The 25,211-nt window shown below is 51.2% G+C and carries 21 protein-coding genes; 18 read left to right on the forward strand and 3 right to left on the reverse strand.

All coding sequences use genetic code 11. From position 1 onward, the window contains the following. Positions 1–10: 10 nt before the first annotated feature. From J2X61_RS11970 to J2X61_RS12020, 11 genes are all read left to right on the forward strand, one after another. Complete coding sequence (locus J2X61_RS11970; RefSeq protein ID WP_274469873.1) at positions 11–310, forward strand: spore coat protein; 300 nt, start codon at positions 11–13, stop codon at positions 308–310. A 137-nt stretch (positions 311–447) separates the two neighbouring features. Continuing rightward, positions 448–1,857, forward strand: a complete 1,410-nt coding sequence (locus J2X61_RS11975) for a PAS domain-containing sensor histidine kinase (protein ID WP_274469872.1) — start codon at positions 448–450, stop codon at positions 1,855–1,857. A gap of 86 nt (positions 1,858–1,943) precedes the next feature. Beyond that, a complete protein-coding gene (locus tag J2X61_RS11980) occupies positions 1,944–3,167 on the forward strand; it encodes an MFS transporter (RefSeq protein WP_274469871.1) in 1,224 nt (407 codons plus the stop codon). Positions 3,168–3,968: 801 nt separating this feature from the next. Further along, entirely contained in the window at positions 3,969–4,673 is a 705-nt protein-coding gene (locus J2X61_RS11985; RefSeq protein ID WP_274469870.1) for a Na-translocating system protein MpsC family protein, read from the forward strand. A gap of 186 nt (positions 4,674–4,859) precedes the next feature. Then, complete coding sequence (locus tag J2X61_RS11990; protein ID WP_274469869.1) at positions 4,860–5,561, forward strand: Na-translocating system protein MpsC family protein; 702 nt, start codon at positions 4,860–4,862, stop codon at positions 5,559–5,561. 127 nt (positions 5,562–5,688) lie between these two features. Next, the gene (locus J2X61_RS11995; protein ID WP_274469868.1) at positions 5,689–7,068 is read left to right on the forward strand and encodes a PAS domain-containing sensor histidine kinase; all 1,380 of its coding nucleotides are present in this window, start codon (positions 5,689–5,691) and stop codon (positions 7,066–7,068) included. 69 nt (positions 7,069–7,137) lie between these two features. Further along, positions 7,138–7,491, forward strand: a complete 354-nt coding sequence (locus J2X61_RS12000) for a Na-translocating system protein MpsC family protein (RefSeq protein ID WP_274469867.1) — start codon at positions 7,138–7,140, stop codon at positions 7,489–7,491. Between the two features lie 435 nt (positions 7,492–7,926). Continuing rightward, positions 7,927–8,973, forward strand: coding sequence for a Nif3-like dinuclear metal center hexameric protein (locus J2X61_RS12005; RefSeq protein ID WP_274469866.1), 1,047 nt, complete (start codon positions 7,927–7,929; stop codon positions 8,971–8,973). 23 nt (positions 8,974–8,996) lie between these two features. Continuing rightward, on the forward strand, positions 8,997–10,043 hold the full coding sequence (locus J2X61_RS12010) for an ABC transporter substrate-binding protein (protein WP_310187995.1): 1,047 nt from the start codon (positions 8,997–8,999) through the stop codon (positions 10,041–10,043). Between the two features lie 2 nt (positions 10,044–10,045). Continuing rightward, positions 10,046–10,825, forward strand: coding sequence for an ABC transporter ATP-binding protein (locus J2X61_RS12015; protein ID WP_274469864.1), 780 nt, complete (start codon positions 10,046–10,048; stop codon positions 10,823–10,825). Further along, on the forward strand, positions 10,806–11,687 hold the full coding sequence (locus J2X61_RS12020) for an ABC transporter permease (protein WP_274469863.1): 882 nt from the start codon (positions 10,806–10,808) through the stop codon (positions 11,685–11,687). The genes J2X61_RS12015 and J2X61_RS12020 overlap by 20 nt, the downstream gene beginning before the upstream one ends. Before the next feature lie 143 nt (positions 11,688–11,830). Here the strand turns inward: J2X61_RS12020 and J2X61_RS12025 are convergent, their stop codons facing one another. Then, a complete protein-coding gene (locus tag J2X61_RS12025; RefSeq protein ID WP_274469862.1) occupies positions 11,831–11,983 on the reverse strand; it encodes a hypothetical protein in 153 nt (50 codons plus the stop codon). A 156-nt stretch (positions 11,984–12,139) separates the two neighbouring features. On the opposite strand from J2X61_RS12025, the gene thrS reads away from it, so the two are divergent. After that, positions 12,140–14,056: a threonine--tRNA ligase gene (gene thrS, locus J2X61_RS12030; protein WP_310187998.1), complete on the forward strand. Its 1,917-nt coding sequence runs from the start codon at positions 12,140–12,142 to the stop codon at positions 14,054–14,056. Positions 14,057–14,063: 7 nt separating this feature from the next. Here the strand turns inward: thrS and J2X61_RS12035 are convergent, their stop codons facing one another. Together J2X61_RS12035 and J2X61_RS12040 are read right to left on the reverse strand one after the other, a co-directional pair. Continuing rightward, entirely contained in the window at positions 14,064–15,230 is a 1,167-nt protein-coding gene (locus J2X61_RS12035) for a GGDEF domain-containing protein (protein ID WP_310188000.1), read from the reverse strand. 33 nt (positions 15,231–15,263) lie between these two features. After that, the gene (locus J2X61_RS12040; protein WP_274469859.1) at positions 15,264–16,103 is read right to left on the reverse strand and encodes an AraC family transcriptional regulator; all 840 of its coding nucleotides are present in this window, start codon (positions 16,101–16,103) and stop codon (positions 15,264–15,266) included. A gap of 216 nt (positions 16,104–16,319) precedes the next feature. Here J2X61_RS12040 and J2X61_RS12045 point away from each other — a divergent pair, with 216 nt between their 5' ends. From J2X61_RS12045 to J2X61_RS12070, 6 genes are all read left to right on the forward strand, one after another. Further along, positions 16,320–18,107: a family 43 glycosylhydrolase gene (locus J2X61_RS12045; protein ID WP_310188002.1), complete on the forward strand. Its 1,788-nt coding sequence runs from the start codon at positions 16,320–16,322 to the stop codon at positions 18,105–18,107. Positions 18,108–18,189: 82 nt separating this feature from the next. Continuing rightward, positions 18,190–19,971, forward strand: coding sequence for a cache domain-containing sensor histidine kinase (locus J2X61_RS12050; protein ID WP_274469857.1), 1,782 nt, complete (start codon positions 18,190–18,192; stop codon positions 19,969–19,971). A 3-nt stretch (positions 19,972–19,974) separates the two neighbouring features. Further along, positions 19,975–21,579, forward strand: coding sequence for a response regulator (locus J2X61_RS12055; protein ID WP_310188004.1), 1,605 nt, complete (start codon positions 19,975–19,977; stop codon positions 21,577–21,579). Between the two features lie 116 nt (positions 21,580–21,695). Beyond that, positions 21,696–23,300, forward strand: coding sequence for an extracellular solute-binding protein (locus tag J2X61_RS12060; protein ID WP_274469855.1), 1,605 nt, complete (start codon positions 21,696–21,698; stop codon positions 23,298–23,300). Positions 23,301–23,328: 28 nt separating this feature from the next. Next, positions 23,329–24,285, forward strand: coding sequence for an ABC transporter permease (locus J2X61_RS12065; RefSeq protein ID WP_274469854.1), 957 nt, complete (start codon positions 23,329–23,331; stop codon positions 24,283–24,285). Positions 24,286–24,307: 22 nt separating this feature from the next. Further along, a complete protein-coding gene (locus J2X61_RS12070; RefSeq protein ID WP_379240353.1) occupies positions 24,308–25,192 on the forward strand; it encodes a carbohydrate ABC transporter permease in 885 nt (294 codons plus the stop codon). The last annotated feature ends 19 nt before the right edge of the window (positions 25,193–25,211 follow it).

Consider the following 25,211-nt stretch of genomic DNA (forward strand, 5'->3'; position numbering starts at 1 on the left):
GGCGGATAGTATGAATACGATTATCGAGCATTTGACGGGTATGCATACGTTGACGGATCAGGTCATCGCGACCGATTTTCTAATTTCGGCCAAAAGCGCCGTCAGGAGCTACGCCATGGCTGTAACCGAAGCGGGCACGCCGGAAATTAAAGCGATCCTTCAGAAGCAATTGGAAGAAAGCATCGATACGCATGAGAAAATCATGAGGTATATGATGGAAAAAGGGTGGTATCACCCATGGAATATGAACGAACAGCTTCTATTGGATTTGCAAAATATAAAGACGGCACTAGATGTGCCGGTCTTGTGAGGATCAGGAGCAGATCGCCTCGGCGGCTGCTCTTTTTTTATCGATTGGCGCAAATAAAAAAGGTATTTTTTCCATCGAAAACGAATAAAGCTACTAAACCGCATTGAATCGTTAGAATTAGGGATGGGATGCTAGACATGACATTGAAACAACATTTAATCGATTCCTTAATGAACTTAACCTCCGATGGGATTGTAATCGTTGACATACATGGCACGGTGCTCGAGGTGAACAAGAAATTCGAAGAGCTGCACGGCTGGACGAGGGAGGAAGTGGTAGGCACGTTTCTGCCCATGACGCCTGAAGCGTATAGGGAGGACGCGCTGCGCTTATACCAGTCGCTCATTGACGGCCAGACGGTCAAGGATTTCGAGGCGCTGAAGCTTAGAAAAGACGGCTCTTCCTTCTACGCGAACGTTACGGTTTCGCCTGTGAAAAATAGCGAAGGAACAGTCATCGCTTTCGTCGGTATCGAACGGGATATCAGTGAGAGGAAGAAATTCGAAGAGGAGCTTCTGGAAAGCGAGAAGCAGTTCAGACGGTTGATCAAGCTGAATCCGGAAGCGATTGTTTTGCACAAGGACGGTTTCGTCCAGTTCGTCAACGATGCTTGCTGCAAACTGTTCGGCGGCACCTCTTCGGAGGAGTTCAAAGGCAGGTCGATCTATGATTTTTTCTGCCCCAACGACATGGATCTTATCATCGCGCGGCTTCATGAGGTCATGAATTCCGACGGGTACAGCGAGTTTATTGAGATGAAGATGCGCAAGTTAGACGGCACATTCATCGATGTTGAATTATCGTCGATCTATGTCCACAAAAATATCGGGTTCCCCATCGTACAAAGCGTGATTCGGGATCTCACCGAGCGCAAAAAGTCGGAAGAAGCGATCATCAGGTCCGAGAAGCTGTCGCTGATCGGGCAGTTGGCCGCCGGAATCGCTCATGATATCCGGAATCCATTGACCTCTTTGAAGGGGTTCGTGCATCTGCTTAAAGCCAAAAATACGGACTATGTCGATGTCATGCTGGAAGAGCTGGAGCATATTAATTATGTCGTGAATGAGTTCATGACTTTGGCCAAACCGCATCTGAATTATTACTTGGAGAACAAAATTCAGGACCTTGTGCAGAGTGTCATTGCTTTCCTGCAGCCGCATGCTCATCTGTATAATGTTCAAATCCAAATGGACACCGACCCGGATCTTCCCGCCATTGCATGTAACCCGGACCAAATCAAGCAGGTACTCATCAATGTGCTGAAGAATGCGATAGAATCTATGGTCAGCGGTGGAATTATCCGAATTGGGATTAAGCATCAGTGCCACGAAGGCTTGATCATCTCCGTGGAAGATCAGGGCGTAGGTATCTCCGAGGACAGACTGTCACAATTAGGGGAGCCCTTCTTCACGACGAAGACGAACGGCACCGGTTTGGGGCTCATGGTATGCAAGCGAATTATTGAGGGACATGGCGGCAAATTAACGATTGAAAGCCAAATTGATCAGGGGACGACCGTACGGATCGAGCTTCCTTTCAAAAAATAATCAAGGCCTTCTACCGACATCAGTCAGATGCACAGCAGCTCTGTCTGATTTTTTTTGGAGCGGCGGCAGGAATGGGAGGGTTCAAAATGTTCAGGAAAATTCAAGGCAATGCCAGAGGCTGCCTCATCTATGAACCGATGTTTATTGTGCCGTACAGTATGCTGACGATGTATGCAACCGTTTACATGTTTCAGCTAGGTGTGAATGAGAGGCAAATCGGCTGGATTACTTCCATAGGCCTTGTGATGCAAATTTTCACGTCCATCCTGAGCGGATACCTCACGGACCGGATGGGGAGGCGGCGTGCGCTGCTCTATTACGACCTTGTCAGCTGGAGTGCGGCTGCCTTGATCTGGGCGGTATCGCAAAATTTTTGGTATTTTCTCGCCGCGGCCGTTCTTAACAGTTTCCTCCGGGTGCCGAATACCGCATGGTACTGTTTGCTGGTTGAGGATACCCATGAGAGTGACCGGTCTCAGGTTTTTCGGATTTTGCAGCTCATCGGCGTGATCGGAGGCCTGTTTGCTCCTCTTGGCGGGCTGCTTGTGAACCATTTTACGCTCGTTCCTGCCATGCGGATCCTGTATGTCATGTTCTTCATCAGCTTGACGATTATGTTCTTCGCGCGGAACTTCGCAACGCACGAGACGGAGATCGGCATTCGCAAGCGAAGCGAGAGTTCGACGCTGCAGGTCAAGGACACGCTTCGCGCGTACGCCGGCGCAGTCAAAGCGATTCTGGCCAAACGCGCTTTGCTGATTATTTTCGGCGTGTATATATGCTCTAATTTTCAAGTGACGATGCAAAATGCTTATCTCTCGATCTATTTGGTCGAAGCTTTGAACATGAATGATGCGCTCATCTCGATTTTCCCGGCTATATCGTCCGTGGCGATGCTTGTCTTGATGTTTCTCGTGGTACCGCGGTTGCAGGAGAACCGGGCTTACCGGTATATGATAGGCGGCTTCCTGCTGATGATCCTGTCCAAAGTTGTGTTGATCGCCGCAGCGCCAGGGCAAATAAGCTTGATCATTGTCAGCACGATGCTTGCCGCTGCCGGCAGCATTATATCGAGTCCATATTTGGAGGCGGTTGTCGCCAATTCAATCGATGACGATCAGCGTGCCAACATGTTCTCGATTCTGCAAGTTCTCGTTTTATTATGCATTTCGCCGACGGGAGTCATCGGGGGATGGACCTATACGATCGACCCCAGGCTGCCGTTCATTCTGATGATCCTTACCTCTATGGCCAGCATCGTCCTGATGCTTGTGTTGATGCGAAGCAAGAGCGTGGCGGCCAGTTCTTAGGTTTCGTAGGGGCGGTAGCGGTTTGACGCGCGGCACAGGAAGCTGCTGCGGGAGCAGGGATTGACGGGAGGAACTGCCGGTACGGGCGGGTCCTTTTTCAACGATCAGCGATAACGGGAATTCCTCCCGTTAATTGATCCTCAATCGGGCCTACTGGAAGAATAACAGGAATCTCTCCTGTTCATATTGCGTCAGATGGCCGAAGTGCGGCGATTTTTACCGTAATAACAGGAGAAATTCCCGTTGTAACGCCGATAGGAGGCCCTTTACCCTGAAATAAAGGGAGAAATTCCAGTTACGCATGCGTCGGGGCTAGGGCTGCCGCCTGCCGGGAGAGGGCGTGCCGGTGAGGTGACTTGCCGATGAGCGGGACTTGCCTGTGAGAGGACTTACCAGTAAGAGGACTTGCCTGTGAGAGGACTTACCAGTAAGAGGACTTGCCTGTGAGGAGCTAGGCAGCAAAGGATATCGGTAAGCGGCGAGGGCTGCCGAAGGGTTGGCTACATAGCGGTAAGGAAGAAGCTTGGGAAAATTTGCAGTTGTGATAATCGGCAAAAATTATTACAATACGTAGTAGGGTAAAAGAAATAATGCTTTTATCTATATCGTGTTGCACGGTGTATCATGTAACGGTAGTAACGGTAAACTCATACGGCATTAATGAACCAGAATAATTCGCTGGACATAAGCCTGAATAAAAGTTGGAATGTTCAACTTTTATTTAGGCTTTTTTAGCTGCGAAGAAAGGAAAGCTCGACTAGTTTTACTTGACATTCATTATCAAGATCGAGGATGGATTTTTTGGATAATAAGGAAAAACAATCTCAAATCGAAATCGCAAGCCAGATCGGCAGGCTGCTGAGAGACGCTTTCGGGAAAGGACCGCAATCGATTTTTGTTAGCATCAGACGGCCGTTTATTGTCATATACTTGCGAAATTTTTTGTCGCCGACCGAGAAAATATTGCTTCAGCAAGAGCAGGTTGCAGCTATTCAGCATACGAGGGACTTGGTGATGAAATCGTTAATTCCTGAGATCAAGGCGTACTTGCTGCTGCTCGCTGGTATGAACATTCAAGAAGTTTACTATGATTGGGGCCTGCACAACCATTCCGGTGTTATCGTCGGGATTGAGAACGAGGGCGATACGCTGGTCCGCAGCCCGGGAGAGGCCTACGCAGGTAAGGAAGAACTGCACGATGAAATCGAACGAGTCTCTCATCTGATTCAGAAGAAGCCGAACGACATCTATTCCTGTATGATCAATGAACGAACACTTCTCGTGATCCGGAACGGAATTCTGGTTAACATTGGGAAAGAAATGATTCGGCTCGGATTTGAAGAAGTCTTGAAGCTGGCGGAGCGCAATCTCGCCAAAAGATATTTACGCAACAACAAGCAATTCGCGAAAATTTTGAAATCCGACCTGACAGACGTGTTTGCGGATTGGAATCTCCATCTGGATAAAGGTATCATTGTGTTTATTTTAACGCCAAATGCACCATAGGGATGTATATTCAAGCCGCGTTGAGCTGCTTTTTCATTTAAAAGCTTATTTTTACAAACTATGGACAGAATGGTAGATGTACTTACTGAAATGTGCAGTTAAAGGTTGTCTTATGAGAGAAAAGAAACTAATATTAATGTGGGCGAGAGATACGATGCTTTTGCCTAAATCGAGGATGAATAAATCTTGGAAACCGATGAGAAACGGATTCAGAACGAGCTAGCCAGCCATGTAGGCAGATTGTTAAGAGAAGCTTTCGGCAAAGGGCCGCAATCCATATTCGTCAGTATCAACCGCCCTTTTGTCGTCATCTATTTGCGTAACTTTTTATCCCCGACAGAGAAAGTGCTCCTTCAACAGGACCAAATCGCTGCAATTCAACATACGAGAGACCTGCTGGTCAAATCGTTAATTCCTGAATTTAAAGCTTATTTGCTTGTCATTGCGGGCATGAACATTCAGGAGTTTTATTACGATTGGGGCTTGCATAATCATTCCGGGATCATGGTAGGGATTGAAGCGGACGAGGGTAAGGAGCATCCCGAATTACTTGAAGGGTATACAGGCAAGGAGGAGCTTCACCAGGAAATTGACAGTCTGAGTCATCAGGTTGAGAAGAGGCCGGAAGAGTTATATTCCTGCAAGCTTAATGACAGAACGCTCGTCGTCATTCGCAACGGGATCCTGATTAGCATTGAGAAAGAATTGATTCGAATCGGCCATGAAGAGAGTCTTCGGCTTGCGAAACGCAGTCTGGAGAAAAGCTATCTGCATAACAACGGCCATTTCGAACCGATTTTACATACGAGAGTTATCGATGTGTTTGTCGATTGGGACTTTCATCTGGATAAAAGCGTCATCGTGTTCATTCTGAATCCAAGTCCATAATTTGGCGGTAATGAACCAGAGACAGTGCTGGGCATAAGCCTGAATACAAGCTGCAGAAGCAGCTTTTATTTAGGCTTTTTTAATTTGCTGTGTTACTTTTCGCGAGACGAGGAGCGTGGAGGTTAAGATGACGGATTATCCTGAAATGAACGGAATGATAGATCGAATCACCGATGCTTTCTTTGCGGTAAACAGCCTTTGGGAATTCACCTATATCAATAAGGAAGCGGCAAGGGTCTTGTTCCGCGAGCAAGTGGAGCTAGTGGGCAAATGCATGTGGAATGAATTTCCGGAAGCGGTGCATCTGCCATTCTATGAACAGTATCATAAAGCGATGCGCGAACAAGAGAAGGTGGAGTTCGAGGCGTATTATCCGCCGCTCGCGTCTTGGTTTGAAGTGAGAGCGTATCCATCGCCTGACGGGCTAACCGTCATTTTCCAAGATATAACACGCAAGAAGGGAGCGAGGCTGCAGCAGGAGCTCCACTATGAGTCGCTTTTTAAATATAATCCCGAAGCTGTTTTCTCGTTTGATCTCGATGGGTACTACCTCAGCGTGAATCCGGCTATGGAGCAATTGCTGGGATACAGGGAAAGTGAATATTTGAACATGTCGTTCATCCCATTGATTCAGCCCGAGGAATTAGAACTGACGATAAAGCGGTTTACCCAAGCGGTCAAAGGAATTACCCAGCATTATGAAACGAAAGCGATACATAAGAACGGGAAAGTTATCGATGTGAAAGTCACCAATATGCCCATCATCATGAACGGTGAAACCGTAGGGGTGTACGGGGTTGCGCGAAACATTACCAAGGAGAACAAGAATGAGCAGCTGCTGCTCGAATCGGAGAAATTGACGGCGGTCGGGCAGCTGGCCGCTTCCATTGCGCATGAAATCAGGAATCCGCTTACTTCGCTCAAAGGGTTTATCCAGCTGATCGAGAAGAATGTGCGGGGTGTGAATCCGGAATATTTCAACATTATGACGGACGAGCTAACGCGGATTGAAATCATTACGAATGAGCTGCTATTCCTTGCGAAGCCGCAAGCTCAGGAGTTCAAAAGCGAGCAGGTGGGCAAAATCATTCATGACGTCGTCATGCTCCTTAGCTCCCAAGCTTTGATTAATCGTATTGAAATTAAGGCTGTCGATGTCGACGATTTGCCCGCTGTCGCTTGCGTTGCGGCCCAACTGAAACAAGTCTTCATTAATCTGATTAAGAATGCGATGGAGGCCATGCCGGATGGCGGGGAAATCCGGATTGCAGCCGCGCGACCGAATCCGGATACCATCCTGGTTCAAGTGATGGACCAAGGCAAAGGAATTCCGGAAGAGGCGATCGCCAAGATCGGCTCTCCCTTTTACACGACCAAAGAAAACGGAACGGGGCTCGGCATGATGGCGACCATGAAAATTATTGAATCTCACGGCGGAACGGTTCGAATTTCAAGCAGGGAAGGTAAAGGGACAACCATCAGTATTCATCTGCCGATCGCCGGTTGATGTAAACGAGCATTAATCTATCGGTTCCTATGCTATAATGAGTAATAAAAAAGGCAGGGGGGCGGCTGGATGAAGCAGGCATACTCGACCGGTGAATTAAAACAGGAATTCATTAAGATTTATAATTCGATCAATCAGGAAATTTTCGGAACCGGCATCAAGTCGCAGAAGATAGAAATATCCGGAGACAAAGTGTTTATTTTTGCCACGCATAAGCGTATACCTGCTTTGAAAGTACTGGATGCATCGAACCGGAGTCTGACCGCCAGTGTGGACATTCTGCTTATGGAAGCTAATAAGCGCATGCTCAAGCAACAGATCGAGAGTAAGCTCGGACTTGAGGTCAAGCTGGTCCTGAAGGATTACGATCCCGAGACGGAATTCTCAGGAACAGTGATTGTGCTTAAAGAGCCGCTGGAGTGATATTTGTGTTATGTAATATCACATGAATTCAAAAAACTAATTGAAATTTTTATATTTTTGTTGACCAATACGCTAGATTCATGTTATTTTAGATGACATAGAAGTTGTCATAAATTTTTGTATACAATATGCAATTAGTCAAGCATTTTTGGCAAATCTATGATATGATGGCTATGGAAGCGTTTTACAAAGAGGGAGAGCGTTACGGATCGAATCCTTGTGCAAACAAGAGACGGGATGCCATAGTGCTTGACTTCACTCATTTAACCTCTAGCAGGTGCTAAGGAACTCCGGAATCCTGGAGAGCTTTACAACCGCTACTATTGACACTATCGGATTTCTTCATGGATTCCGTATGCGCATAGTAGCGGTTATTTGTTGTTGGACCCGTTAGGCCAAGCAGGCCAAAACAGCAGGAGAAAGGAAGGGCGAGAGATGAAGAGGATACCACCGCAAGCCGATGTAGGAGCCGTCCTTGAGGCGCTGAATCACATTTCCAGAGGCAGGATGGTGATGGATTGGAATGAAATCACTTCGGGAACGAATCCGTATGTCGTGATGAAAACTTCGAACATTCCGGGCAAAAGCGTGATCGAAATTCCCGGCCTTATATTCGGCGATAAGCAAAAGGCCGTGAAGAAGATCGGCGTCGGCATGACGCTGACGGAATCGGTGATAGAGCTGGCCTCCGCCATGGAGCTTGACTTGATCGTCGTGCATCATCCCGTTGCCGACGCTGCAAGCTCGGGAGGCGTGCCTTTCTCGGATTACCTGCCTCTGTACAATTTGGCGCTGATCGAAATGCATGAAGCGTTCCACGGGCTCCATCCCGGCATGACCTTCCTGCACGGCCACCGCAAATTGAAAACGGACATCGCCTTCGGCGGCGTCCCCGGCAACGTCCTACATAAAGGGATCGCTCTGGAAGAGATCCGCACGGCCGGCGATATTTTAGCCCGCATCGACCGGCTCATGGGCAGAGACATCGATCATGATATTCTCGAGGCGGAGCGGGGCATTCGCGGAGAGATGAGCCTGCAGGAAGCGACGCTCGCCAATCCGGCGCGGCTGCTCAGCGGCACGGCGGATAGTCCCGTCGAACATGTGCTGCACTTCTTCCCGCACACTGGATTTACGATGCACAATTTGGAAACGGCTCTGCAGATGTATCCCGAAACCGATACGATTATCGCCAGCATCTCCAGGGTGAGAGAGGATCATGACTTCGTCCGGCTGGCCAAACAGCGGGGACTCAATTTCATCGTCGGCAATTCGCATTCCGTTGAACTGATGGAGAATGGCCTTCCGCTTGCTTATGCGCTGGAAATGCTGCTTCCGGGCGTCGAGGTGTTCTTGCTCAGAGAGCGAATAACCGCTGTTCCGCTGAAGGATGTCGGACATTCGGGCATGGTTCAATATGGCAAGGAAATGGCCGAATCGCATTTGGTGTTTAAACAGCCCCAGGCTGCTCAAATACTTTAATCAACCTGAAAGGATGATCGACCATGTTGACAATGAGGAAAACCGCTTCGCTTGTGCTCTCCGCCATGTTAGTTACGCTTGCCGCCGGGTGCGGCCAGGCAGCCACTTCGCCGGCTGCATCAACCGGGGCTGCAGACAAGAAGCCCGAGGCGCTGCAAACGGTCAAGTTCTCCGAAGTGATCCGTTCCGTCTTCTATGCGCCCCATTACATTGCGATGGAGAAGGGCTTCTTCCGAGAGATGGGGTTGAACGTCGATATGAACACGGCGCAGGGCTCGGATAAAGGAGCTGCGGCACTCATCGCCGGTGTCGCCGACATTTCGCTGGTCGGACCGGAAACAGCCATCTACATCTATAACCAGAAGGGGGACAAAACGCTCAAAATCTTTCATCAGCTCACCATGAGAGACGGTTCCTTCCTGCTCTCGCGCAATCCGGTTGCTAATTTCAAGTGGAGCGATCTGGCCGGCAAGTCGGTTATCGGCTGGAGGCCGGGCAGTGCGCCGCAAATGGTGTTGAACACGAAGCTGACGCAGGAGAAAGTGGCCCAGACGGACGTGATCACGAATATCGCTTCGACCGCGATGGCCGGCGCTTTCACCAGCGGCAAAGGAGATTTCATCCAAGTCTTCGAGCCGATTGCCTCCAGTCTGGTGAAGGAAGGCAAAGCGCATTATGTCGCTTCCGTCGGTCAGGAATTCGGCGCATTCCCGGAGACGTCCTATGTCGCAACCTCCGATTACATCAAGAAAAACCCTGCCGTGATCCAGAAATTCGTGAATGCCGTGGCCAAAGGCAGAGAGTGGATGCAAACCGCCTCTCCGGATGAGATTGCGGGCGCGTTGACGCCTTATTTCGAGGGGACGCCGAAAGATATTCTGATTCAATCCGTCGACCGCTATCTGAAACAGGATACTTGGCCTGCCGTTCCTGAATTGAACGCCCAGCAGTTTGCTGCGCTGCAGCAGGTGCTGATTGACAATGGCGTACTGAAGCCGGCCGATCGAGTGGCTGATATCAATGCCGTTGTGGATATGACCTTCGTGAACAAGATCGGAAAGGCGGAATAACGATGGCCCAAATCGAGCTCAAGGATGTTTGCTTAAGCTATTTCACGCTCAAACAGGAGACTGAGGCGATTCGCCGGATCAATATCGCCATCGAAGCGGGTCAATTCATCAGTATCGTCGGGCCGAGCGGCTGCGGCAAGAGCACGATGCTCTCGCTCATCTCGGGGATGTATCAACCGACGAAAGGCAAGGTGCTCATTGACGGGCAGGAGGTGACAGGCACCTCCCCCAAGGTGGGGTATATGCTGCAGCATGACCATTTGTTCGAATGGCGCGATATTTTGAGCAACCTGTTGGTTGGCGCCGAGATTCGCAAGATGGATCTGGGGAAGGCGAAGCGCAAAGCGCTGGAGCTGATGGACCGTTACGGCTTGGGCGGCTTTGCCCATCATAGTCCGGCCCAGCTGTCCGGCGGGATGCGCCAGAGGGTCGCGCTCATCCGGACGCTCGTGACGGAGCCGGATATTCTGCTGCTGGATGAACCGTTCTCCGCCCTCGATTACCAGACGCGCATTACGCTGGCGGATGAAATTCATAGCATTATTAAAGACCAGGGCAAGACGGCTGTGCTGGTTACGCACGATATATCCGAAGCGATCAGCATGGGCGACCGGGTTATGGTGATGTCCAAACGGCCGAGCACGATCTCTGCCATTTATGACATTGATTTGGGGCAAGGCGCGCAGTTGACACCGTGGAACAAACGGGAAGCCGCCGGGTATAACGATTACTTTAATCACATTTGGAGGGAGCTGGAAGGTCATGTCGTTCATGCCGGTTAGAGAGCCTAGCATCAGTTCGGAGCCATTAAAAGAGCAAGGGATCACCTTAGTCCCGGAGAAGGCGGTATCTGCGCAGTATGCCGACTATTTGCGGGTTCAGAAGCGCAAGCTGTGGACCGTTCGCCTGTCCCAACTGCTTGTCCTGGTGCTGTTCCTCGGGTTATGGGAGCTGGCCGCCAATTGGAAATGGGTGGACGCGATGCTGACCTCCAAGCCTTCGCAAATCGTCAGCTCATTCCAAGAGCTCGCCTTCCATGGCGATCTGTTCAAGCATACTTGGACGACGGCGCTGGAAACCTTGATCGGAATCGCCGTATCGATGTTGATCGGCACTTTCGTTGCCGTTCTCTTCTGGTGGTCCACTTTCGCGTCGAAGGTGCTGGAGCCTTATGTGGTCGTCTTAAACGCGCTGCCTAAGGTTGCGCTCGGTCCGATCTTTTATATTTGGCTGGGAGACCGATACTCGATTTATGGCATGGCGATGGCGATCTCGGTGATCGTCACGATCATGATGGTCGAAAGCGGGTTTAAGGAAATTAGCAAAACGAAGCTGAAATTAATGGAGTCCTTCGGCGCGTCGAAGGCGCAAATGCTGCGGATGGTGCTCCTGCCGGCGAGCATTCCTAATCTGCTGGCCACGTTGAAGGTTAACGTAGGGCTAACGTTAGTGGGCGTGATCATGGGAGAATTCCTCTCATCGAAGGCAGGGCTTGGCTATTTAATTATTTATGGCGGCCAGGTATTCCAGATGAACATGGTCATGGTGAGCATTGCGATGCTGGCGCTCCTCTCCATTGTCTTGTACGGAATCGTGAACGCGATCGGCCGGTTCGCCAAGAAAAAGTATCATTTTGAGGCGTAAGGCCGGCCTGTGAGAGAAGCCCGCTTCATTGCTTAACCGGCGGGCTTTTATTTGGGGCTTGACTTTTCGAAATGTCCTTATGTATGATTGTTCCAAGAAAAGTTGAAACTCATAACAGGCAATGACCAAAGACATGATTTCCTTCACGAACTGTCCAGAGAGAGAAGTTCCAGCTGAAAGCTTCTCCAGTTACCGGTTGTGAAATTACCCCTTTGCAGCCGTGGCGCCCAACCCAGCCAACCGATGTTGGCGGCAGTAAGCGGCACCGGTTTATCCCCGATACCGGATACCAACAAGGACCTTGCATCTTCAGTATTTGGCGTACAGCCGAGCGGAAGAGCCTGGTCGAATTAGGGTGGAACCACGAGCCGAACGCACTCGTCCCTTCTAGGGAGAGATGCGTTTTTTTGCGTTCAACGAAACAATAACGAATGAGGAATGGAGGCTAAATCATGGAGATCAAAGTAACATTGCCGGATGGAACAAATAGGAGGTATGCGCAAGGCACGACCATTGAACAAGTGGCGGCGTCGATCAGCACGGGCTTGAAGAAAAATGCGGCGGCAGGCAAGATAAACGGCAAGCTCGTTGATCTGAACCAACCGATTGAGCACGATAGCCTTATTGAAATTGTTACCCTGGACAGCAAAGACGGCTTGGATATTTATAGACACAGCACGGCTCACATCTTGGCGCAAGCCCTCAAACGCCTATATGGCGGGAAGTCCGTTAAGCTCGGGATCGGACCTGTCATCGAGGACGGATTTTATTACGATGTGGATCTGGAGAAACCGCTGTCCAGCGAAGATCTGTCAGCCATCGAACAAGAGATGGCGAACATTATCGGCGAGAATCTGCCGGTCATCCGCAGAGTGGTCAGCCGGGCGGAAGCGGTCCAGGCATTCGGGGAGCTTGAAGAGCCGCTTAAACTGGAGCTCATTCAAGGATTGCCGGAAGATGCCGTCATTACGATGTACGACCAAGGCGAATTCACGGACCTGTGCCGGGGACCTCACCTTCCTTCGACAGGCCTGGTCAAGGCGTTCAAGCTGATGAGCGTGGCGGGCGCCTATTGGCGCGGAGATTCCAGCAATCCAATGCTGCAGCGCATTTATGGGACATCATTCCCGAAGAAGGCCCAGCTCGAAGAGCATCTCCACGTCCTGGAGGAAGCCAAGAAGCGCGATCACCGCAAGCTTGGCAAAGAGCTTGAGCTGTTCATGTTCTCGGAAGAAGCGCCGGGGATGCCCTTCTTTCTTCCCAAAGGGATGACGATTCGCAACGAGCTCGAGAACTTTGCCCGTGAGCTGCAGCGGCAGCGGGACTATGCAGAGGTGCGCACGCCGCTGATGATGAATAACCGGGTATGGGAGCAGTCCGGACATTGGGATCATTACAAAGACAACATGTACTTCACGAACGTAGACGATACGAAGTATGCGCTCAAACCGATGAACTGCCCGGGACATATGCTCGTCTTCAAGAACAGCTTGCGCTCCTACCGGGATCTGCCCCTGCGCATTTGTGAATTCGGTCAAGTACACCGCCATGAGTTCTCGGGAGCCTTGAACGGCATGATGAGGGTTCGGACATTTTGTCAGGACGATGCGCACCTGTTCGTACAGCCTGAACAAATCGAGGAAGAGATCGGTCGTGTTATTTCGCTTATCGATCACGTGTATCAAGTACTCGGGTTCTCGTACAAGGTCGAGCTGTCTACCCGGCCGGAAGATTCCATGGGCTCCGAACAATTGTGGACGCAGGCGGAACAATCGCTGCAGAACGTACTGGAGAAGCTCGGAATTCCTTATCAGGTGAATGAAGGCGACGGAGCGTTTTATGGGCCTAAGATCGATTTCCATATTCTGGATGCGTTGAAGAGAAGCTGGCAGTGCGGAACGATCCAACTCGATTTCCAGATGCCTGAGAAATTCGATCTCTCCTATATCGGCGAAGACAGCCAGAAGCATCGTCCTGTCGTCATCCATCGCGCGGTATATGGTTCTATCGAGCGGTTTATCGGGATATTGACGGAGCATTTTGCCGGGGCCTTCCCGCTCTGGCTGGCGCCGGTCCAAGTCAAACTATTGCCGGTATCGGAGAACTATGCCGACTACGCTTTGCAAGTGAAGTACAGCTTGGAGGAGGCTGGCATTCGCGTTGAAGCCGATGTGCGGAACGAGAAGCTGGGATACAAAATTCGCGAGGCCCAGCTTGAGAAAGTCCCTTATATGTTCGTGCTGGGCGAGAACGAGAAACGCTCCGCAGCGGTGTCCGTCAGAAAGCGTGGCGAAGGCGACCTTGGCTCGAGCGGCTTGGCGGAGATCACGCAGCTTATCGCCCAAGAGATACGCTCTAAGAAGTCATAACCAGGCGTTATTCGGCGGGTAAGGCTCGGGATACGGCATTCCGTCCCAGCGCTTTGGCTTGGTATAGCGCTTGATCGCAAGTGCTGTATAGCGCTTCAAATGTCGTATCGCGGTCCGGTATAACCGTCAAGACGCCGATGCTGATCGTATAGGGGATGTTAGCGGACATCGCGACGGACTCCTCCACCGCTTGCCGAATGCGTTCCGAGCGCTGTGTGGATGCCATTTCATCCGTGCCTGGAAGTAAAATGGCAAACTCATCCCCGCCGTACCGGGCAAACAGATCGTCCGTACCCATATGCCGTTTCACTTGCGAGGAAAGGTCGACCAGGACGCGATCGCCCGCATCGTGGCCGAACGAATCGTTAATATGTTTGAACTGGTCGATATCGAACAGCAGCAGGCTGACCGGTTCCTTGACCCTGGCATGAGCCGTTAAGCACATCTTGGCGCGTGAAATAAACGCTCTGCGGTTCATGGCGCCGGTCAAATCGTCATAATGGGCCAGTATGTACAGCTCACGGTCTGTTCGTTCCTTCATTAATAGTACGAAACCCGTATTCCCCGAAATCATGATCAAATATTGGGCAAGCAGCATCACGGTCTGATTGGCGCCGTGGCTGAATAAGCTTAGCGGATTGTTGAAAAGAAGGGCCAAAGCGATCCTGCCCAGAAGCGTAACGATAACCAGCGTATAGAAATAGCCCATGATCTTCGCGAGATTGGAACCCGTTCGCCCGCGAAGCAGCCGGTATGCGGGCAGGACTATCAGCGCCGCTATTCCTGCGGAAGCAAAAATAATCCGTAATCTCTCACTGTTGAAGAAGAGAAGGATCATATGGAATCCGGCGATATTCACGGCAACCAGTGCGATGTACAGGAACTTCGTTAAACGGCTGAGTGCCTGCCGGCAATGGACGATGGAAACGGCTTCGAAGGCGTACCCGATGAATAGCAGCGAGTTCACCGAAGAGACCGTCAACGGGTCGGTCATGCCACCGCGCAGCATCAGAACGAACCAAGCTGCGGCTTGGGCGCATTTGGCCGTGATGAAGAGTTGAACGGTCGTATCGTTCTTCTGCCCGCGCAGATAAGCGGCTATGAACATCACCGTGAAGAGGTGCCCGATCACAAGCGCAATCAGCATCGTTGTCAAATCCAATTGTACGTTCATAGGGAAGCTCCGTCTGAAAGTGATGGAACGGTATTACTCCGTTCGGCCAAGCAGCTTGCGGAATTCACTCGGTCTTACGCCAGCTTTGGAATGGAATAAGTTGGAGAAATAGTGCGGATCGTCATATCCCAGCTTATACCCGATATCGCTGACGGTCAGCTGCGTGTCCAGCAGCATCAGTTTGGCGGATTCAATCTTTTTGTTGATAACATAATTGTATAGCGTCGTACCGGCTTCTTGTTTGAACAACCGGTTCATCTGTTTGTAGGAAAGGCCGATATGGTCCGCGAGCTTACCGGAGTCGAACGGATGAAGAATATGATTGTCCAGAAATTGTTTAATCGCGCGAACCGTAGGGGTAAGCGTGTCTCCTCTTCCGCGAAGCGATTCCGACAGGGAGACGACGATACGCATCAGGACGATTTGAATATAACTTTGCATGTCTTCAATCGTTAGGGTCTTAGCGCTTTCGATAGCATCTTGAAAGACAGGCTCAAGACCGCTGTCCTGTACCGTGATATGATCAAGCAGTTTATAAGCCTCCAGCATGTTCAAGATCCACGAGCCGCTTATGTTTAACCAGATGTAACTCCATGTGTCGGAATGATCCGGGTCTGCGGTCACTTCGTGTCTGCAGCCTGCCGGCAGGATGAAAATATCCCCGCGCCGGGCAATGCCTGACAAGGGACCGGCTTGTACACGGCCTTGGCCGGCAAGCACATAACCGATCACGGTAATTCTGGCCAGCGTTCGAACGTTCCGGTAATGAGGTTCACAGTAATTGACGCCAATGAATTGTACGCTTAACGGTGGCGGCTCTCCAAAAGGAGGCAGATGGTAGATAGGCCCTTGTTTCCCCGGGGTATTCGACATCGTCCGCAGCTCCCTCTATAAGTCGATCCCGATGCTTGTCATTTCTTGTCATTATATTGTAGCATGGCGCGAAGAAGTAGGACAACAATTGACAAAAACGGCTTTGGAGTGAAGGAGATGTCCATATTCCTCACCTGTTCTTCCGGTTTCTCTATTAAGCGTAAGCCTAACGCGCGTTATACTATTCTTAAAAACACACACTAGGAGGCGCTACTTGTGAAGAGCGACTTTCTCATCAAACCTCCGCATCCCGAAACGGAATGGTCCGCATGCACGGGCTATTCGGACACGGCCGTCGTCATCCGCCCGATTATGCCGGTCCCGCTGGAAGACGCGAGTATCTGCAAGGGACCTGACGGAACGTACTATTTGACCGGAACGACACAAGGCACCAGCCTGCAAATATGGACTTCCCCGGATTTGAAGGCATGGACGGGACCGGAAACGGTCTGGCGCATGGAAGCCGAGGGAACATGGCAGCAGGAGAAGGGGAGCGGGCAGGGCGTTCGTGCGCCGGAAATCCGCTATTTGCATGGCACGTTCTGGGTCGCTTACGGGTTAACCGAAGGAGGGACGGGCTTGCTGCGGAGCGAATCCGGCTCCGTTCATGGCCCTTACCGGGATATGGGAAGGATGACGGCGGACGGCCGGGACGCCTCGCTGTTCGAGGATGAAGACGGGGCCGTCTACTGGGTTTACGGCAATGGCCGAATCGCCCGCATGAAGGACGATCTGACCGGCCTTGCGGAGAGTCCGATTACGGCCGAAGTGCAGCCTTGGAAAGTACCGGGACGTGAGGACCGGCCATCCTTCACGAATCAATGGCAAGCGGGCTCGCACGGGGCTTGTTTGTACAAACGGGACGGGTACTATTATCTGTTCTGTGCGGACCGGCTCGCTCGAATGGGCAGCGATGCCGTCGATACGTTCGCAGCGGTAAGCCGGTCGATCTATGGCCCCTACAGCCGCCGGTATTTGGCGCTGCCGCACGGCGGGCAGATCAGCTTGTTTGACGGCCCGGATGACCGGCTGTATGCTTCTTTCACCGGGTGCGGCAGCTATTCGCCTGTCGAGCACTACCCCTCCATCGTTCCGATGTCCGTGACGGAACCGGGCTTCATCCGTCCGGATGAGGAAGCCGTGCTGGAGAAAGGGGCCGTGGGCAGCCTGAAGCCGGTCGCCGGCTTCCCGATTCGCGACCCGCATATCAGCGTCGGACCCGACGGGACGTATTATATGACCGGGACCTCCGATAAGCCGTACAGCAATTTCTGGGACCGCAACAATCAGCTTCATGTGTGGAACTCTGCCGATATGCAGGAGTGGCGGCATGTGGCCAAAGTATGGGACTTGGCCGAGAACGGCACCTGGGAGAACAACATTTATGAAGACCCGTGCCTATGGGCACCGGAGATGATCTATTTGTACGGCACGTTCTGGATCACATATTCGCTGAAGGGCGGGGGGACCGGATTAATCAAGAGCGCATCCGGCAAGCCGGAAGGACCTTATCTCGATATGGGCCGGATGACGAATACGGATATTGATTCCAGTCTATTCCAAGATGAGGACGGCCAGGTGTATTTCGTCTGGCAGGACGGTAAAATCGCCCGGATGAAGACAGATATGACGGGCTTCGCGGAAGACCCCTGCAAGCTGCTATGCTCGGACGGACAGCGCGTCGGGTATGAAGGAGCTTTCATTGTCAAGCATCAAGGCAAGTATATTCTGGGGGCTGCGGAATGGAACGGCGATACGCGCGTAGACGGCACGTACGATCTTATGTACGCCGTCTCCGACCACGTGTACGGTCCGTATACGCCGAGACGCTTGGCGGTTCCACACGGCGGGCACGGCACGATGTTCACCGACCGGGAAGGCAAGCTGTGGTCAACCTTCTTCGGCAACGACCGGACCGCTCCGTTCCGCACCCGTCCGGGTATCGTCCTGCTTCAGGCCGAAGATGACGGAGAGGGGCTATGCATAACGCCCTGCAGTAGGTAATATTAGAACATGAATCACGCCTGGAGACGGGCCGGGTTCATGTTTTTTTCTAATTAAGGCGAATGGGAAAGGGGTTCCGTCCATGAAGTTTTTCTCCTTAAAGAAGTTCATTTCACCTACGGTAAGCATCCAGGGGAAAATCTTCGTCGCTTTCTCGCTGGTCACGCTGCTTGGCATCGTAGCCGTGACGAGTATTGTCTATCTGTATATGAGAGAAACGGTCAAAAATAATGCGATAACGTCCGTAACCGAAAGCATCCGGCAGGCGGATGAGTCCTTGAATCTCCGGCTGGAGGAGGTTAGCCGTCTGAATACGGTAGTCGCTACGAATCGGACCGTGCTGGATACGCTGCAGAGCAAGTCAGTAGAGCCGAGTTACGAATGGTTCCAGGAGCAGAAGAGGATCGAGGAGTTTTTGTCCGCTTTGATCGCCTATAAGCCTTACATATCGCGGGTAGCTGTCATTGGTTTGAACGAGAAGGTGTTCTTCGTCGGTTCCCCTTGGCTGGATAAGAATATTTTGCTGACACCGATGATGAAAGATTTGCTGCAAAATCCGTCGGGCCATGCTTATTTCCATCAAACCGGCGTCAGCGATTCGATCGTGACCGGGCGCGAGCTGCGCTACAACCGAAGCTTGATCGGCATGGTCATGTTCGATCTGAATGACGAGTTCATTAAGAAAATATATGACGTCAAACCGACCTCGGACAGCATGATGTATGTCGTGGACAGGAAGAATGAATTCATCTACCAGCCGCAGACGAGCGCCTTCGACAAGGAAACGATCGTTGGGCTTGGCCAGGAATTGGCGGGCACGGACGGATCGGTGGAAAGAATGATCGATCAAAAATCGTACCTGGTCGTCATGCGGAAATCCGCTTATACCGGATGGACGACACTCACTCTCGTCCCGATGAAGTCTCTGCTCACGGAAACGGCTCGAATCCGCAATGTACTGGCAACAGTAGCCATTATTGTGTTTATGTTCATCGTAATCGGCACGCTGCAGGTATCCTCGCGTATTACCCGGAATATTCGCAGATTGCGATCGATGATGATGCATGTGACGGAAGGCAACATGACGCTGCCGGCCGTTGAGATCCGCTCCAAAGATGAAATCGGCCAGCTATACCATGTTTTCAAGGGCATGGTCGAGGAATTAAAGCGCTTGCTAGAAGGGATCGTGACGACCGAGAAGGCTAAGCGGGAAGCGGAGTTGGCCGTACTGCAGGCGCAGATTCGCCCGCATTTTCTATATAATTCGCTCAATACGGTGAAATATTTGGCCAAGCTGAACGGGGTGCCGAATATTGTGGAGGTATCGGAGTCGCTCATCGAGCTGATGCGCGGTGTGCTCGGCAATACGAATGAATTTCTTACCTTGCAGGAAGAGCTGCAATATGTCCGCAGTTATGTCAATATTGAAAAATACAAATATGTAGAGCCGATCCGGCTGCTTATTGAAGTGAAAGAGGAGGAGCTTCTGCAATTCAGCGTGCTGAAGCTGATGCTGCAGCCGCTTGTGGAGAATGCAATCATTCACGGAATCTCCGCCTCCGAGCATGAAGGACTCGTGCATATTCACATTTATGTGGAAGGCCAAGAGCTGCGAATCGAAGTCAGAGATAACGGCAAGGGCATGACGCAAGCGCAGATCGATGCGCTGTTCGAGGTTCAGACGAATACGCGTTTCAGCGGGATGGGAGTCCGCAACGTGCATGAACGGATCGTGCGCCTGTTCGGAGAGTCTTACGGCGTGTTTGTTCATAGCGAGCCGAACAGTCATACCACGGTACAGATTAAATTTCCGCTCATTCCGTGGAAGGCGGCGGAGCAGGCCCAATTGCAGCAGGAGGGATGAAAGATGTTTCGTGTTTTGTTGGTGGATGACGAGGCGCTGGCCCGTAACGATATGAAGAGTATGCTGGATTGGGAGAAGCATGGGTTCACCATCTGCGGTGAAGCGCAGAACGGAGAGATCGCGCTTACGATGATGGAGCGGGAGGCGCCGCATATTGCCATCCTGGATGTGAGCATGCCCATTATGAACGGCGTGGAGCTCAGCCGGATGATCCGAGAGCGGTTCCCGAAGGTGAAGATGATTATGCTGAGCTCGTTCGACGATTACGATTATGTGCGAACCTGCTTGATGAACGGGGCGATGGACTATTTGCTCAAGCACCGCTTGAATCCGGCGACGCTTCTGGGACTGCTGGAACAGGCGGTTCAAGCGCTGCGGAGCGAAGAACGGGAGCATGAAGCTAGAAGCGCGCAATCCAAAATGATCGAGCGCTTAAGCCCGGTCATCCTTCGGGAATACGTGGCTAATTTGGCCCGAGATGCGGAGCATGCAGGGGAAGCGCTGCAAGCTTATGCGAAGGATAATGGGCTCTACGCCCATTGTGTTAATTACGGCGTAGCCGCCGTACAAATCGTTCCTTTTCTGCTGCTGACGGAGTCTTTGAACGATGTGCAGAAGAACCGGCTTGTGCAGCAGGCCACCGATGTGATGCAGATGGCGATCGGCGACGTGCAGACGCGGACGGTCGGCTATGTAGGGGAGGGGCGTTTCATTGCGCTCTTCGCCTCGGAGGAACGAAGCGAGCATACGGTCGCCAGCTCCATCCGCCAGGCGGTTAGCTCGCTAGCTCACGCGCTGGAGAAGTTTTTGAACATGAAATGCGTGCATGTCATCGGGCCTCTATGCGGCAGCCTGAAGCAGCTTGGAGGCAGCTACCGCACAGCCGACCAAGAGCTGGACGCCAAGTTCCAGCAAGGCATGAACGCCTCCATGCTGCGGGATGCCCGGTTTGCCGAGCAGCAGAAGCAGCTGCTGCTCTTCCTGGAGCAGCTGGACGGTGAGCGGATCCAGCACACGGTTCAAACGATTTTTGCCGCAGCAGCTCATCTCCCTGTCTATGCCATGACGGTGCAAGTGATCGTCAGCGAAATGCTGCATCTCGTGCAATTATCGTTGAAGCGGCATGATCCGCACATGTCGACCGAGGAGCTGGACATGGCGTCATCACGGAACGAGCTTGCCCGCATGGGGAGCGTGTCCGAGCTGGAACGGCGGCTGTTAGCGTACTTCGCCCAGTTGGTGGAGACGATCAAGAAGCAGCATGCCGGCGAACCGTATTCGCGCCATATTGCCAAAGCGGTGCAATTCATCACCGACCATTATGCTTCTAACATTTCTCTGGACAGTACGGCCGGCGCCTTGAACTTGAATCCTTCCTATCTAAGCAGGCTGTTCAAGGAGGAGACGCAGTTGACCTTCACCGAGTATTTGAACCGGGTTCGCATTAAGAAAGGCTGCATGCTGATGGAATCAGGCTCTTATGCACTGAAACAGATCAGCAGCGAGGTCGGCTTCGTGAGCTATACGTATTTCTTCAAAGTATTCAAAGGGATAACGGGAATGACGCCGCAAGCGTATATCGATCATTTGAAACAGTCAAAAAAGTAGAATGGAAAGTCATATATGTTGAACCATTGGGGAGTCGACATTCATTATAATGAGAGCAACCCTTAGAAAACGCTTTCTCAACAAGGGCTAACATCCACGAACGGAGGAAAGATAAAATGAAAAAAAATTGGGGGACTTTACTGCTTTCTACTTTAGTTGTTTCCAGTATGACGTTATCCGCCTGCAGCTCCGATACGGCTTCGAGCACAGATCAAGAGAAGAAGCCTCAGGGCGATGCAACGAAAAGCGTGTCATCCGAAGGATTCCCGATTGTAAGCCAACCGCTCAAGCTGAAGATGTTCACGCGGATTGCGCCGGCTAACGGACCTTTCAAGGATATGCCGGTGTTCCAGGATTATGAGAAGCTGAGCAACGTGCAGGTGGAATTCATTGAAGCGCCGACGGACGGCTTCGCGGAGAAGAAGAACTTGTTGTTCGCGTCCAATGAGCTTCCGGACGCTATGTACCGCTCCGGTCTCACACCTCTTGAGGCCATTCGCTACGGCTCGGGCGGGCAGCTGATTCCGCTTGAGAACTTGATCGATAAATATGCACCGAACATGAAGAAGCTGATGGACACGTATCCGGAGATTCGCTCGGCGATCACGACGCCGGAAGGTCATATTTATGCGCTGCCAGGCATTGTTTCTGTAAACGCTGCCAGAACGGACAAGCGATGGATGAACCAATCGTGGCTGAAAAAACTAAATCTGAAAGAACCGGAAACGACGGAAGAATTGTACGAAGTTCTAAAAGCGTTCCGTGATAAGGATCCGAATGGCAACGGCAAGCAAGATGAAATTCCGATGACGGCTCGTGCCAGCGGTGGACCTGGCTTAGGCATCCCGGTTGCCGATATCATGGGCGGGTCATTCGGCCTGGATAAGCAGCTTGGCTATTACATTAACATCGAGAATGACAAAGTCCAAATATGGATGGGGAATGACCGGAATAGAGAGATGTTAATGTATTTAAATAAGCTGTATTCGGAAAAGCTTCTGGATCAGGAGATCTTTTCACAGAAAGAAGCGCAATATTTGGCGAAGCAAGGATCAGGCAATACAGGCTTCTTCTTTGACCAGACGAACAATCCGATGCTGGGTGGGAAAGTGAACGAACAATACGCCGGCATAGCTCCAGTAAAAGGGCCGCATGGCGACAGGCTGCAGTTGTCAGCTCCAGTGCCACGGGATTTCGGAGCTTTCGCCATCACCTCGGTGAATAAGAATCCGGAAGCAACGATGCGTTGGATTGATTATTTTTACAGTGACGAAGGAGCTACTTTGCTGCGATTCGGCCGCCAAGGAGAGAATTATGAAATGCGCAATGGGATTCCTTATTATACGGACGCCTTCCTGGCGACAGGCAATCAGTCCAAAATCACCCCTTACGCCGGAGGCGGGGCCCCTCATCTGATTAGCGAAAAGGTAGCTTCGTTCATCAACCCGCCGCAGGTACAGGAAGCCCAAAAGAAGCTCGATCCTTATATGCCGAAAATTCTCTATGCGGCTCCGATGTTCGACGAGCAAACTGCGCAGCAAATCAATATTTTACGTAACGATATTGATAAGTATTACGAAGAACAAAGCACCAAGTTTATCGCTGGAGCGCTTAGCTTTGACAAGTGGGGCGAGTTCCAGAGCACGCTCAAGAAAATGAAAATCGACGAGCTGCAAAAGCTGTATCAGGACGCTTACGACAAGATAAAGCAGCGAAAATAAGCGGTATTTGACGGCTGGAGGGCTATAGATGAAGAGTACGGTAAATACGGCAGGCGTGGCGTCTCGAACCCAATCGAGGCGCTCCAGCCTCTGGAAAGCGGTGAGCAGCAGGTACGACCTCTATTTGATGCTGCTCATCCCCATCGCATGGTATCTTGTGTTTCATTACGGGCCTCTGTACGGGCTGCAGATTGCCTTCAAGAATTTCTCACCGGCCAAAGGCATCAGCGGCAGCGCCTGGGTCGGTCTGGATCATTTCGAGCGGTTCGTCGAGTCGTACTACTTCTGGAGGCTGCTCTGGAACACCATTTCGATTAATTTATTTTCTCTGCTGTTCGCTTTCCCGATTCCGATCCTCCTTGCTTTGCTGGTTACGGAAATTCGAAACAAGGCGTTCAGTAAAATTGTGCAAAACATTACGTATATTCCCCATTTTATTTCCATTGTCGTTATGGTCGGGATGATCATGCTGTTCCTGTCTACCCGAGGGGGACCGGTCAATACGATTATTGAAGCGATTGGCGGTACGCCGGTTCGGTTTCTCGATTCGGCAGGATGGTTCAAGACGATCTTCATCGGCTCTAACATCTGGCAAAATATGGGGTGGCAATCGATCATCTATATTGCAGCCCTGAGCGGCGTCAACCCGCAGCTGTACGAAGCGGCCAAAATGGATGGCGCAAGCCGGCTGCGGCGCATCTGGCACGTATCGATTCCCGGAATTTTGCCGGTCATCGTCATTTTGTTAATACTCGACGTCGGTCATTTCATGAATGTCGGGTTTGAGAAAATTTTGCTTATGCAAAATAATTTAAATCTGGAGTCCAGCGATGTGATCTCCACGTTCGTTTACTCCGCAGGTATTTTGAAAGGCGAATACAGCTACACGGCTGCTATTGGCTTGTTTAACTCTGTCGTTAATCTGGCGCTGCTGCTGCTCGTGAACCGGTTCGCCCGGAAAAAGGCGGAGACAAGTTTATGGTAAGGAGGGGCCTGTCGTGCAGGAAATAACGCGCAAGAAAAGGAAATCGGACGAGAAGATATTCGATGCCGTCGTGAACATATTGGCCGTCCTGATCGTGGTCGCCGTGCTGTACCCGCTCATCTTTATCGTTAGCGCATCCTTCAGCGATCCCGCATTGGTGCTAAGCGGCGAAGTCGTCTTACTGCCTAAGCAAATAACGTTGGACGCCTACCGGAACGTTTTTGAGAACGAGCAAATCTGGAACGGCTACGGCAATACTATTATCTACACACTCGTGGGTACGCTGATCAATCTGCTAATGACGACGCTCGCCGCTTACCCGCTGTCAAGACCGGATCTGCCCGGACGCGGGATCATTATGTTTTTCGTAACGCTTACGATGTTTTTCAGCGGGGGGCTCATTCCGTCTTATCTCCTCGTGAAAAACTTGGGGATGGTGGACACAATGTGGGCGCTGGTAATCCCGGGCGCTATTGCCACCTATAATTTGATTGTGATGCGCACTTATTTTCAAACCAGCATCCCTTGGGAGATTCAGGAAGCAGCACATATCGACGGGTGCTCGAACTGGAAGCTGTTGACGCATGTCATTTTACCCTTATCCAAACCGATCTTGGCCGTCATGATCCTGTTCTACGCGGTCGGTCACTGGAATTCTTATTTCAACGCGCTGATTTACATTCGCAGCAAAGACTTGTATCCGCTGCAGCTCGTGCTGCGTGAGGTGCTGATGGTCAACTCGGCGGATGCGGCTGACAGCAATGTAGGGCTGGAGTCCAAAGTGCTGCTTGCCGAAAGCATCAAATATGTTGTGATCATTATTTCCAGCCTGCCGGTGCTAGTTATGTACCCGTTTGTTCAAAGGCACTTTGTGAAAGGCGTTATGATTGGTTCATTAAAAGGATAACAGGGGGAGGAAGCGTTTA

Source organism: Bacillus sp. 3255, from assembly GCF_031456485.1.
Classification (GTDB): domain Bacteria; phylum Bacillota; class Bacilli; order Paenibacillales; family NBRC-103111; genus Paenibacillus_E.